Origin of the sequence: Paraburkholderia sp. MM5482-R2 (assembly GCF_050436125.1) — a bacterium.
Classification (GTDB): domain Bacteria; phylum Pseudomonadota; class Gammaproteobacteria; order Burkholderiales; family Burkholderiaceae; genus Paraburkholderia; species Paraburkholderia tuberum.
Map to the genome: position 1 here is coordinate 1,546,186 of NZ_JBNDLP010000003.1, position 12,419 is coordinate 1,558,604.

Below are 12,419 nucleotides of genomic sequence, written 5' to 3' on the forward strand. Positions count from 1 at the left end.
AGGTTGTCATGGTCATCCAGTCCAATCAGACAGCACTGCCTCTTTCGTTCGAACTCGACCTGCGCGCATGGACAAACGCCGTGTACGAAGAAGCCTTCGGAGAGGGATTCATTCGCGTGCCTTGGGAACCTGACGACGCGTTCGTCCGGCGATTGCAGTCTTTTTTCCGCGCCGGCCTGTCGCCTGCTGAAGCTGTGAGCGCGTGCTTCTGTCTGAACCACTAATGCCGAACCGGCCTGAGTATGAAAGTCGAGGTCCGCGATCGACAGGCCGGACAGATTGACAGACACGGTAGCCGATCAATCGCACGGTCCGCCTTCCAAGGAAGTTGCTTAGGGACAGATAGACTCACGTGCCGTGAAGCGCTTCACCAAGCGCATGAATGGCGGCCGAGCCTCGCAAGCGGCGGGTCGCCACCTGCGAGGCCCATGCACTCTGAACAGCACGGCTGCCGAATCAGAACCCGGCAGCCAGTCCGTCGCGCCGGCTGTCGCTCGCGGCGACATAACCGCGCTCGGGGTCGTTGCGATCGAGCTTGCAGATGTACTGCCCGGAGCCGAAGTCCATATACGGATCCTCGACCGACTTGATCGTATGGCCGAGACCCTCGAGCGCGCGCACCGTGTCCTCATCGAGCGTCGCCTCGACGTCGACCGAGAAGTCGCGATTGACCTTCCAGCGCGGCGCGTCGCAGGCGGCCTGCGGTTGCTGGCCGTAGTCGAGCATGCGCACGATCGATTGCAAATGCCCCTGCGGCTGCATGTCACCGCCCATCACGCCGAAGCTCATCACCGCTTCCTGCCTGCCGTCCGCCTGCTGGGTCAGGAAAGCAGGGATGATCGTGTGGAACGGGCGCTTGCCGCCCTCGACCACGTTCGCCGACTTCGGATCCATTGAGAACCCGTAGCCGCGGTTCTGTAGCGAAATGCCGGAATCCGGCACCACGATGCCCGAGCCGAAACCCATGTAGTTCGACTGGATGAAGCTGACCATCATGCCGCGCTCGTCGGCCACCGACATGTAGATCGTGCCGCCCGCCTTCGGCATGCCGAAGTCGAATTGCGTGGCACGCTTCGGGTCGATCAGCTTCGCGCGCGACTTCAGGTACGCGTCGTCGAGCATCTGTTCGGGCGTGACCTCCATCGAACGCGGATCGGCGACGTACTGGTAGACGTCGGCGAACGCGAGCTTCATGGCTTCGATCTGCAGGTGCTGCGAGTCGATGCCGTCAACCGGCAGCGAGCCCACGTCGAACTGTTCGAGAATGCCGAGCGCGATCAACGCGGCAATGCCCTGACCGTTCGGCGGAATTTCGTGCACCGTGTGGCCGCGATAGTCCTTGCTGATCGGTTCGACCCAGTCGACGCGGTAGTTGCGCAGGTCGTCCATCGTGAGCGCGCCGCCGCCCTGGCGCGAGAACGCGGCGAGCTCTTCTGCGATCTCGCCTTCGTAGTACGCACGCGGGCCTTGTTCAGCGAGCTTGCGCAGCGTCTTCGCGTGACCGGGAAAGCGCACGAGTTCACTGACTTCCGGCGCCCGGCCGTGCGGCATAAACGTGTCGGCGAAACCGGGCTGGTTCCTCAGTTCGGGCACGGCCGCCGCCCACTTGTACGCAACGATGCTCGCCACCGCATGGCCCCGCTCGGCGATCTCGATGGCCGGCTCCATCAGATCGGCGAACGGCAGCGAGCCGAACTTCTGATGCAACGCCTCCCAGCCGGCGATCACGCCCGGCACCGTCACTGCATCCCAGCCGCGCTTGGGGTGCTTCGCGAGACCGTTTTCCTCACCGTACTTACGCTTGAAGTAATCGACGTTCCATGCCGCCGGCGATACGCCGGAAGCATTCAGGCCATGCAGCTTTTTGCCGTCCCAGACGAGCGCAAACGCGTCGCTGCCGAGGCCGTTAGAGACTGGCTCGACGACCGTGATTGCCGCGGCCGCGGCAATCGCCGCATCGATGGCATTTCCGCCTTTCCACAACATGCGCAGGCCGGCTTGTGCGGCAAGCGGATGGGACGTCGAAACGATGTTGCGCGCGAACACGGGCAAGCGGGGCGTTGGATACGGGTTTTGCCAATTGAAACGTGTCATTGAAAACTCAAACGAAAGTGATGGGAGGGCAGTCGGCCGATTGAAGCGGTGATGGAATCCGGTTACGACTCGCGCGGATCGAGCGCATCACGCAGACCGTCGCCAAGCAGGTTGAAACCGAGCACGGCCAGGAAGATCGCGATGCCCGGGAAAATCGACATCCACGGCGCCTGGCTGACAAAATCCTTCGCGGTGTTGAGCATCGAACCCCACGACGGCGCGGGCGGCAGCTGGCCGAGCCCGAGGAACGACAGGCTCGCTTCGGCGATGATCGCGGTCGCGATCGTCAGGCTGGTCTGCACGATGATCGGCGGCAGCACGTTCGGCAGGATGTACCGCACGATGATCCGTGCGTGGCCAAGGCCGATTGCCCGCGCGCCTTCGACGTATTCCTCGGCCTTCACGGTGATCGCCTGGCCGCGCGTCAGCCGGACGAAGCGCGGCATCGCGGAGATGCCGATCGCGGCCATCGCGTTGGTCAGGCTCGGTCCGAGGAACGCGGCGAACGCGATGGCGAGGATCAGGAACGGAATCGACAGCAACGCATCGGCGATTCGCGAGATCACGCCGTCGACGAGCTTGCCGAAATAGCCCGCCAGCAAGCCGAGCGGCACGCCGATCACGACCGCGATGCAGACCGACACGACGCCCGCCAGCAGCGACGCGCGCGCGCCCCATAGCAGACGGCTCAGCACGTCGCGGCCGAGTTCGTCAGTGCCGAACCAGTGCGCGGCCGAAGGCGCCTGCCGCACGGTCATGAAGCTGGCCTGCACCGGGTCGTAGTGTGACAGCCACGGCGCGAATACCGCCATGAAGACGATGAGCAGCACGAGCGCCGCGCCAAACACGGCGGCGCGATTGCGCATGAATTTCACGAGTCCGCGGCGCTTGCGGCGCGGCAGTACCGTCGTCTGCGACGCAGCGGCCGATGCGTGAACGGGGGTGGCGGGAGTAGCCATCAGCTGCGTCTCAGTCGGGGATTGAGAAGGACGTACAACACGTCGGCGCACAGGTTCACGACGATGAAGCACAGCGCGGTGACGAGCACCACACCCTGCACGACCGCGTAGTCGCGATTGAACACGGCATCCACGATGAGCTTGCCGAAGCCGGGGATCGTGAAAACCTGCTCGGTCAGCACCGCACCCGCAAGCAGTTCGCCGAACAGCAGCGCGAGCACGGTGACGATCGGAACCAGCGCGTTGCGAAAAGCGTGCTTGATGACGACGGTGCCGCGCAGCAGCCCTTTGGCACGCGCGGTCCGGATATAGTCGGTGCGCAGCACGCTCAGCATCGCGCTGCGCGTGTGGCGCATCAATTGCGCGCCGAGCGAGGCGCCGAGCACGAAAGCGGGCATCAGCATGGTCTTGATGCTGAGCCAGAAGTTTTCGGTCGGCGACACGTAGCCGGACGACGGCAACAGATGCCAGCGCACCGACACAATGAAGATCAGCATGATGCCGAGCCAGAAGTTCGGAATCGACATGCCGGATAGCGCGAAGATATTCGCGCCGTAATCGAGCGCGCCGCCGCGGCTTGCGGCGGAGATGACGCCCGCCGGAATACCGATACCGATCGCGAAGGTCATCGCCATCGCCGCGAGCTGTAGTGTGACCGGCAGCTTCTGCGCGATCAGCGACGTCACCGGCACGTCGGTGCGCAGCGACGCGCCGAGATCGCCATGCACGACGTCACGGACCCACAGCGCGTACTGCGTCGGCACCGGCTCGTCGAGGTGGTACTTGACGCGCAGCGACGCGATCAACTGCGGATCCTGATCTTCGCCGGCCATGGCCGTCACCGGATCGCCAGGCAGCAGCTTTTGCAGGCCAAAGATCAGCATCGACACGAGAATCAGCGTCGGAATGGCGACCAGCACGCGATTTGCAATGATCGGCAGCATGATCGGTCAGCCCTTGATACTGACGCCGCGCAGGCGGATCAGGCCGTCGGGATAGGGCGTGAAGCCTTGCACCTTCTTCGACAGCTCGAACGGCCACGGCTGGTTATAGACATAGATGATCGGATCATCGTCGGCGAGCAGCTTCGACGCCGCGTCGTACTCTGTTTTGCGGTCCGCGGTGGTCAGTTTCACGCGCGCGGCGTCGAGCAACTGGTCGACTCCGGGGTTGCAGTAACGCGCGTAATTGAGGTTGCCGGCGCACGTGTTGAACTGATGCAGGTTGCCGTCCGGATCGACACGGCCCGACCAGCCGAGATACATCGCCTCGAAGTCGCCGGTGTGCGCGGCATTGAGTTCGGTCGCATAGTCGGTCGGCCGCAGCTTCAGGTTGAAGCCGGCTTCGCTGACCATCGCCTGCATCATCTGCACGATCTGGCTCGACACCGTGTTGTTCGGGTAAGTGAACTCGATGTCGACGTGCTCGTGGCCCGCCGCCTTCAGCAGCGCCTTCGCCTTCGCGATGTCGCGATGCTGCATTGGGAGCGACGCGTTGTAGTACGGGCTCGACTTCGGCACCGCCTGATTCGCCGGCGCGAAGATACCCGCGCCGATCACCTGGTTGATCGCGTCGCGGTCGATCGCGAGTTCGAATGCCTGCCGCACGCGCTTGTCTCTCAGCACCGCGTTGCTGCGCTTGCCGTTACCGATGTTGAACGTAACGTAGTAGTAGCCGAAGCCGCTGACCGGCGCGAACTTGAAGTTGGTGTCGCTCTTGACCGACGCCACATCGGACGGCGCGAGGCGCTCGAGCATGTCGAGCGAACCCGAACGCAGATTGGCGAGGCGCACGGTGCTGTCCGGAATCGGCAAGAAGATCACGCGCTGGATCGGGTATTTGTCGGCGTCCCAGTAGCCAGGGAATTTCTCGAGCACGACGCGATCGTTCTGCACGCGCTGAACGAACTTGTACGGACCCGAACACACCGGATGCGCGGCAACGCCGGCCGGATCGGCGAACGTCTTCGGCGCGAGCATCATGCCGGCGCGGTCGGTCAGCGTCGCGAGCAGCGCGGCGTCCGGCTGCTTCAACACGATTGCAACCGTGTAGTCGTCGATCACGTCGACGTGATCGACCGACGCGAGTTCGCTCTTGCGGTTGCTCGTCTGCAGCGTGCGGTCGCGGTCGAGGTTTGCCTTGACGGCGGCCGCATTGAACGGCTCGTCGTCCTGGAACTTCACCCCTTGACGCAGCTTGAACGTCAGCGTCTTGCCGTCGGCGCTCGTCGTCCACGACGTTGCCAGCATCGGGACGATCTTCAGATCGGGCGTGATATCAACCAGCGCGTTGCACATCGACGCAAACACGATCCGGTCGACGAGCTGCACGCTGCGAGCGGGGTCGAGCGAACCGATGTCGTCCTGCAAGCCGATCCGTATCGTCTGACCGGTCTGGGCCATCGCGGCGCTGGCGCTGAGTGCGAGCGCTGCGGCAATCAACATTCTTCGCATGAGGAGTTCCCTTTGTTTCCAATTCATAAAATGGTTTGGTGAAGGGGCAGCGGCGCGGCGCGCGGCTCGATTCTTCACTGGAATTTCATCTCGACCACCGGCTCAGTCGCCACCGGCCGCGGCCAGCGTCGTTTGGCGGTTGCGGTAGATCGCGAGCCGTTCGATCAATTTCGGGCTGACGCTCGTGGCCAGCGGCGCGCCGCCGCCGGCGTTCTGGATCTCGCGCCAGAAGTGGCACGCGACCTGCCGTCCGTCCTCGAGTCGTTCGCTGGTTGGCCGCGCTTGCGCGCAGTACGGCTTCGCATGCGGACAGCGCGTATGGAAACGGCAACCGGAAGGCGGCGCGGTCGGACTCGGCAGATCGCCGGACAACGAAGGCTTCGCACGCCGCTCGTGCGGGCTACTCGCCGGAATCGCGCGCAGCAGTGCTTGCGTGTACGGATGCAGCGGCGCGTCGAACAGTGCATCGACATCGGCCAGTTCGACGATCTCGCCGAGATACATCACGGCGACGCGGTCGCTCATATGGCGGATCACCGCGAGGTCATGCGCAACCATGATCAGCGTGAGGCCGAGGTCCTGTTTCAGTGTCTCGAGAAGATTGATCACCTGCGCCTGCACCGAGACGTCGAGCGCCGACACCGGCTCGTCGCCGACGATCAGCTTCGGCTCACCGGCCAATGCGCGCGCGATGCCGATCCGTTGTCGCTGGCCGCCGGAGAATTCGTGCGGGTAACGGTCCGCGTAGGCCGGTTGCAGGCCGACCGTGCGCAGCAGTTGGGCGACGCGCTCGCGGTGCTCGGCGTTGTTGCGCGCGAGCCCGTGCAATGCGATCGGCTCGCCGACGATCTGGCCGATGGTCATGCCCGGATTCAGCGACGCGAACGGATCCTGAAAGATGATCTGCATTTCGCGGCGCAGCCGCCGCAGCGGCGCGCCTTGCTGATGCGTGATGTCCTTGCCTTGATAGAAGACGCGGCCGTCTGTCGAGTTGATCAAACGGAGCAGCAAGCGGCCCAGCGTGGACTTGCCACAGCCAGATTCGCCGACGATCGCGAACGTCTCGCCGGGGTGGACCGCGAACGACACGTCGTTGAGTGCATAGACGGTTGGCGTGCGCGTGAAGAGCTGCCGCGTACCGCCAAAATGCTTTGTCAGTGAGCGCGCCTCGATGATCGGCGTCGGCGAATTCGAGGCCGGGTGTGCGTGCGGCGTCGGTTTAGTGGGCGTCGTCATGCAATTTCCTTGCGCAATAGCGGCGCGGCGATCTGGTCGACCGGAGCGAGCCAGCACGCGACGCGATGCACGCCGGCGATCACCCTGTCGGGCGGCGCGGCGTCAATACAGCGTTGCTCGGCGAACGGGCAGCGCGGCGCGAAGCGGCAGCCGTGCGGCATCAACTCGGGCGACGGCACTGAACCGCGGATCGTCGCGAGCGCGCCTTCGCGCTTGCCGACCGACGGAATTGCGCCCATCAGGCCGATCGTGTAAGGATGCTGCGGGTCGTCGAACAGATCGGCGACGGTACCGTATTCGACGATGCGTCCCGCGTACATCACCGCCACGTGGTCGGCGACTTCCGCGACGACGCCGAGGTCGTGCGTGATCAACACCATCGCAGTGCCGGTCTCGGCTTGCAGATGTTTCACGAGCGCCAGCACCTGCGCCTGGATCGTCACGTCGAGCGCGGTCGTCGGCTCGTCGGCGATCAACAGGCGCGGGCGGTTCGCGAGCGCCATCGCGATCATCACGCGTTGGCGCATGCCGCCGGAAAGCTGATGCGGGTACGCATCGAGCCGGGTTTCCGGCGCCGGGATCCGCACTAGCCGCAGCATCTCGAGCGCCTGCTCGCGCGCCTGCCCGCGCCCGATATCGCGATGCCGCCGGATGCTTTCGCCGATCTGCTCGCCGACCGTGAACGCCGGGTTCAGCGACGTCATCGGCTCCTGAAAGATCATCGACAGCCGGTTGCCACGAATGTCGGCCAGTTCGCGCTCCGACAGTGAGAACAGGTCCTTGCCTTCGAAGTGCGCGGTGCCGGCGACGCGTTGCGCAGGCGGACTCGCGAGCAGCCCCATCAGTGCGAGCGACGTCACGCTCTTGCCGCAGCCCGATTCACCAACGATGCATAGCGTCTCGCCAGTGCCGACTGAGAACGACACGTCGTGGACGAGGTTCGGCACCTCGGCGGCGCGCGAGAACTTCAACGAAAAGCCGCGGACCTCCAGAACCGGTCGGCGGGCGGCATCGGTCATGCTGGGAAACTCCATATCGTGCTGCTAGTCCTGTTCAAAGGCTGTGCTGGCGGAAAGTATGTGGTGCGCTTCACGATGGAAAATATTAATATTTCTTACCGATACTTAACTTTTCCTTGAGCATGAGCGATGCCGACCCTCCGCATGTTAAGAACCTTTCGAGCCGTCGCGCGGACCGGATCATTCGCGGCAGCGGCCGGGAGCGTCGCGCTGACCCAAGCGGCGGTCAGCTTGCAGATGCGCGGGCTCGAACAGGCGCTGGGCCGGCAGCTGTTCGACCGCAGCGGTCGGCAGATTGCGCTGAGCCGCCACGGACAAGAGATCTGGCCGAAAGTCGAGCAGATTTTCGACCTGCTGGCCGAACTCGAGGCGACGCCGGCGGGTTCGATGGTCGGGCCGGTGACCATCGGCGCGATGGTGTCGGTGATCGGCGCGCTGTCGCTGGTCGTCGCGCATTTGAAGGCCGCGCATCCGCAACTGGACGTGCGGCTGCTGTCGTCACGCTCCGACGAACTGGCGCGGATGGTGGAGGCGGGTGAGGTCGATATCGCGGCGATCGTCGCGCATGCCGACACGACGCTATCCGACACGCTGAAGTGGACGACGCTATACACGGAGCCGCTGATGCTGGTGGTTAGCCGCGAAATCGGCGACAACGATCCGCAGAGGGTCCTGCGCAGCCACCCCTTTCTGCGCTTCGACCGGCGGGTGCGCACCGGGCGCGTCGTCGAGCATGCACTGCAGACAGCCGGCGTGACGGTCAACGAATTCCTCGAACTCAACTCGATCGAGACGATCGTCGCGCTGGTGCGCGAAAATGTCGGCGTCACGGTGCTGCCGCTTCTGCATCGCGGCAACTGGCAAAACGATCCGTTACTACGCGTGCTGTCGATTTCGGATCCGCCGGTGTTGCGCACGGTCGGCATGATCCAGCGCGCGTCATATGACCGGCCCGGCATCACGCAGGCGATTATCGATGCGCTGCACAGCGACTGGGCGCTTGACCCTTCGATATCCAGGCCGCTTGCGGATCCGTGAAGGACTAACTTTACTCTGTCGATAAATTCATGCCATTGCAGAAACTCCTTCAGACGTGGCATGAGGAAGCGATGGTCGGGAAATTGTCGTTCGATGAGTACCTGGAGCATCTTTGCGAGGCACTCGGGCACAGCGATCGCAACGCTGGGCTGGTGGGATACTGCCAAGGCTTGATGTTGCCGTTGCGGCGTAAAAGCGTGGAGCCGCTGCCCGCCCACCTCGAACCTGAACGTGTCAGCGCGCGGCACCAGTCGTTGCATCACTTCGTTTTGAAATCAGAGTGGTCAAATACTGCTCTGCTTTAGCGAGTAAGACGCTGGGTGTTGCCGCATATGAATCCTGCCAACGGGCTGTTCTGATAGCTTATGAAACCAACGAGTAAAATTGCTAGGCGGCAGACAGCGGGCTGTTGCCAGAACATTGCAGCTGTCCTTTCTTGATCATGTGCATTAATTCGACGCTACTCAGAATGACACGCGCACAGTTGAGATCCTTGAATCCGAGCATCGGTCGGGTTCGGCGTTTGATGGCCCGATGGTACTGCTCCACGATGTTGTTCAAATACTTGATCTGAAGAACCTTGACGGGCATCTCGCGCTCGGCATTCACCGCGTTAAGCGCGGGGCCGCTTTTGTCGATGGTCACCGTCTCGTGCGAACCGTTCTGACCGATTGCCTTTTTGAAGAAACGCCGCGCAGCAGGCTTATCCCGCCTTGCTCTGAACAGAAAGTCAATGGTATTGCCCGCCTTATCCACTGCGCGGTAAAGATATTTCCACGAGCCCTTGACCTTGATACTTTCGGTAACCATGCGGCGCGCGTCAAGCAAGTTGTCGCCTCACTCATGCAGCCAGAGGCTGTTTATTTGCGCTGATCGACGCCATCTCGACGACTGAGTCGCGTTCGGGGTTAAGCGTCACGGCACCAACCGGTGTCCAGTTGCGCGTGTGGCGCGACCAGCGGGCCGGATTGCGCTCGCGGGCCCTCTCGTACAGTGCATGCCGAGCGGCGAGAAGCGCACGATCGTCACCGGCGTGACGCTGCGCAGGCGTCACGTAGTGGATGCCACTATGACGATGCTCGAAGTTGTACCACTGCACGAAGCCGGCAGCCCAGGTGCGAGCAGCGTTCAGGTCCTCGAAGCCTGTGACCGGAAACTCCGGCCGGTACTTCGCGGTTCGGAACAGCGCCTCGGCATAGGCGTTGTCGTCGCTGACCCGGGGGCGCGAGTACGACGGCTTGATGCCCAGCCAGTGCAGCATCGCCAGCACGGTAGTGGCCTTCAGCGTCGCCCCGTTATCGCCGTGCAGCACCGGCCGGGCCTCAAGGGCGGCAATGCCTTCGGAGAGCGCCGTACGACGTACGAGATGAGCAGCGTGTTCGGCCGCGTCGCTGTCGTGCACCTCCCAGCCGACAATCTTGCGGCTGTACAGGTCCAGAATCAGGTACAGGTGGAACCATCGCCCTGTGACCGTTGCCGGCAAATAGGTCATGTCCCAGCACCACACCTGGCGCGGCGCGGTTGCAACGTGCGTGGTCGGCGGCCGGCCGCTCGAAGGAGTTCTGGCACGGCCACGGCGCCTCATCTGCCCATGCTCGCGCAGCACGCGTGCAAAGGTCGATTCGCTGGCGATATACACGCCTTCGTCAGCCAGCATCGGCACGATGCGCGCCGGTGGCATGTCGGCAAAGCGCGGCTCGCTGGCTACGCGCAGCACGTTTTCCCGCTCCTGCGGGCTCAAGGTGTGCGCGGGCAGCAGGCGCATCGCGCCGGGCCTGGCGTCGCCAGTGACGAGCCCTTGATTGGCCCTCCAGCGCTGCAGGGTACGCACGTCGATTCCGGCCACCTCGCAGGCCAGGCGCAACCGTGCGCCAGCCAGTCTTGCCGAATCGATTTCCCGGGCCAGGAACTGGCGATCTTCGAGGCCGATCATTCGTCCTCGCCCTTGTCCGTGTTGAAGATCGCCCCGAGTTTTTTTGAAAGAACCAGCAATGCGGCTGCCTCGGCCAGTGCTTTCTCCTTGCGCCGCAGTTCGCGTTCCAGTTCCTTGATGCGACGCTGGTCCTGCTTCGTCTGCTGTGGACTCGCACGGGCCTCTTCGGGCTCGGCCAGCGCCTGCGTGGCCGCTTGCCGCCACTGCGCCAGTTCCTGCGGATACACGCCATGCTCGCGGCACCACGCATTGCGGGCCGTCTCGTCCATCGCTGCCGTGCTCAACACCGCTTCGAAACGCGCGGCCGCTGTCCATGCCCGCTCGCGAGCGGGCATGGACAGCGCATCACTGCGCCAGCGCTCCAGCGTCTGCGCGCCCACACCGATCTCTCGCGCAACCTCTTCCACTGATGCGCTCTCCGGCGGCAGCAACCGCGCCACTGCTCTGTCCTTGAATGTCTTTCCGTAACGCGCCAACTTGTTCTCTCTTTATCGCCCCCAGATTCCAATTTTATCCAGGCGACAACCATTGTGACGCGGGGGGCATGGTCACGTACACTTTCAGCGGAACGATTACGGCAACGGACCTTCCAATGTTTGCCGTAGTGGCGCCGGCAATGGTCGTCCCATCCGTAATCGGCGCACGGCTTTACATTGGCATGAGTGAAGTCGCGTTCCGGAAAATCGTGCTTGGACTGCTAACAGTGTCGGGGGCGGCCTCTCTCGCGTCTGCTATTCCTTGGCTCATCGCGTGGGGTCGATGAATTCATCGATGTCCGAAAGACTTCGTCGCTAGCTCGAGCGTCGCATTGGTGCATGCCTTCACTTAAATCAGACGGGTGGAAGGCCTTACTGCGACAGAACCCTCACCAAAACGTGCGAACACGGTGCGCAATGCTCCGACGACGGCTTCGTCGGGGTGCAGCCTGACCTCGCCGTCGGCTTCGCCCCACACCCATCCCGGTGGGCAGGCCGCGGCGCAATTCGCCACGGGCGGCCTTGTTGCGAATATCCCGTCCAGCCGGGCACGCAGGAGATGCAGTTCGGCCTCGCTCATGGTGGCCTTCAATCCGAGCAACAGCCGCTATCGATCGTGGCCGGCCTCGCGTGTCTTGAGACGGTTCAGGAAGACACCGGCGACTCGACCACCCATGGCAAGCGCGCTGCGAACGCGTTCGGCTATTCCAGGCGCGTTTGTGAGCCGGACTCCGCGTCACGGTTCGAAGGCGCGCGATCGGTACGCTTTTCGCCGAGATCGAATTGCCGTCGCGCCGATTCCATTTCCGTCATATGCGCTTCCACCCAGTCCCAGATCCCACAGATCTTGTCGAGCAGACTGCGTCCTAGCGGCGTCAACTGATAGTCGACACGAGGCGGTATCACGGGATGCACATAGCGCGTGACGAGACCGTCGCGTTCGAGTTGCCGCAAGGTCTTCGTGAGCATCTTCTGACTGACGCCCCCCACCTCGTCGCGTAGCCGCGAGAAACGCATCTCGCCATGGGTGCCCAGCGCATCGATCACGAGGATCGTCCACTTGTCGGCGATCTGCTCGATGACGTTGCGCGCGAGGTCATCGGTTTTCTTCTGCGGGTTCTCGGCGGCGTGAGGGCCGTCGTAGCAATTTGTTTCCATGGGGAAAGTATGGAACCTTCAGGTGCCTTCTTGTGATCGCCGGATGCGGCTGA

11 protein-coding genes and 2 pseudogenes are annotated in these 12,419 nt (G+C 63.3%); 3 read left to right on the top strand and 10 right to left on the bottom strand.

Annotated features, from left to right (window positions below):
• Positions 1–8: 8 nt before the first annotated feature.
• Positions 9–224, top strand: a complete 216-nt coding sequence (locus tag OKW37_RS29175) for a hypothetical protein (RefSeq protein ID WP_184068804.1) — start codon at positions 9–11, stop codon at positions 222–224.
• 232 nt (positions 225–456) lie between these two features.
• Here OKW37_RS29175 and OKW37_RS29180 read toward each other — a convergent pair whose 3' ends face one another.
• The 6 genes from OKW37_RS29180 to OKW37_RS29205 all read right to left on the bottom strand — a co-directional run bounded on the left by OKW37_RS29180 (position 457) and on the right by OKW37_RS29205 (position 7,761).
• The gene (locus tag OKW37_RS29180; protein WP_184068801.1) at positions 457–2,094 is read right to left on the bottom strand and encodes a gamma-glutamyltransferase family protein; all 1,638 of its coding nucleotides are present in this window, start codon (positions 2,092–2,094) and stop codon (positions 457–459) included.
• Between the two features lie 62 nt (positions 2,095–2,156).
• Complete coding sequence (locus tag OKW37_RS29185; RefSeq protein ID WP_184068798.1) at positions 2,157–3,053, bottom strand: ABC transporter permease; 897 nt, start codon at positions 3,051–3,053, stop codon at positions 2,157–2,159.
• Positions 3,053–3,997 carry an ABC transporter permease gene (locus OKW37_RS29190; RefSeq protein ID WP_184068795.1) on the bottom strand — a complete coding sequence of 315 codons (945 nt, stop codon included), beginning with the start codon at positions 3,995–3,997 and terminating at the stop codon, positions 3,053–3,055. The genes OKW37_RS29185 and OKW37_RS29190 overlap by 1 nt, the downstream gene beginning before the upstream one ends.
• 6 nt (positions 3,998–4,003) lie before the next feature.
• Positions 4,004–5,506: an ABC transporter substrate-binding protein gene (locus OKW37_RS29195; protein ID WP_184068793.1), complete on the bottom strand. Its 1,503-nt coding sequence runs from the start codon at positions 5,504–5,506 to the stop codon at positions 4,004–4,006.
• Positions 5,507–5,608: 102 nt separating this feature from the next.
• Positions 5,609–6,742 (bottom strand): ABC transporter ATP-binding protein, encoded by a 1,134-nt coding sequence (locus tag OKW37_RS29200; protein ID WP_429402991.1) that lies wholly within the window; start codon positions 6,740–6,742, stop codon positions 5,609–5,611.
• Positions 6,739–7,761 carry an ABC transporter ATP-binding protein gene (locus OKW37_RS29205; protein WP_429402992.1) on the bottom strand — a complete coding sequence of 341 codons (1,023 nt, stop codon included), beginning with the start codon at positions 7,759–7,761 and terminating at the stop codon, positions 6,739–6,741. The genes OKW37_RS29200 and OKW37_RS29205 overlap by 4 nt, the downstream gene beginning before the upstream one ends.
• A gap of 129 nt (positions 7,762–7,890) precedes the next feature.
• Here OKW37_RS29205 and OKW37_RS29210 point away from each other — a divergent pair, with 129 nt between their 5' ends.
• Positions 7,891–8,799 carry a LysR substrate-binding domain-containing protein gene (locus tag OKW37_RS29210; RefSeq protein WP_429353535.1) on the top strand — a complete coding sequence of 303 codons (909 nt, stop codon included), beginning with the start codon at positions 7,891–7,893 and terminating at the stop codon, positions 8,797–8,799.
• A gap of 71 nt (positions 8,800–8,870) precedes the next feature.
• Positions 8,871–9,101: pseudogene (locus tag OKW37_RS29215) on the top strand (transposase); the annotation flags it as partial.
• 85 nt (positions 9,102–9,186) lie between these two features.
• On the opposite strand, the pseudogene OKW37_RS29220 reads toward OKW37_RS29215, so the two are convergent.
• The 4 genes and pseudogenes from OKW37_RS29220 to OKW37_RS29235 form a co-directional block, all read right to left on the bottom strand.
• Positions 9,187–9,594: pseudogene (locus OKW37_RS29220) on the bottom strand (IS6 family transposase); the annotation flags it as partial.
• A gap of 46 nt (positions 9,595–9,640) precedes the next feature.
• Positions 9,641–11,208 (bottom strand): IS3 family transposase gene (locus tag OKW37_RS29225; protein ID WP_429402993.1). Its coding sequence is split into 2 segments (ribosomal slippage): positions 9,641–10,770 and positions 10,770–11,208, totalling 1,569 coding nucleotides; the frame shifts between segments, so codons are not numbered across the junction.
• Between the two features lie 349 nt (positions 11,209–11,557).
• On the bottom strand, positions 11,558–11,788 hold the full coding sequence (locus OKW37_RS29230; RefSeq protein WP_221309100.1) for a hypothetical protein: 231 nt from the start codon (positions 11,786–11,788) through the stop codon (positions 11,558–11,560).
• Positions 11,789–11,910: 122 nt separating this feature from the next.
• A complete protein-coding gene (locus OKW37_RS29235) occupies positions 11,911–12,366 on the bottom strand; it encodes a winged helix-turn-helix transcriptional regulator (RefSeq protein WP_184050443.1) in 456 nt (151 codons plus the stop codon).
• Positions 12,367–12,419: the final 53 nt, after the last annotated feature.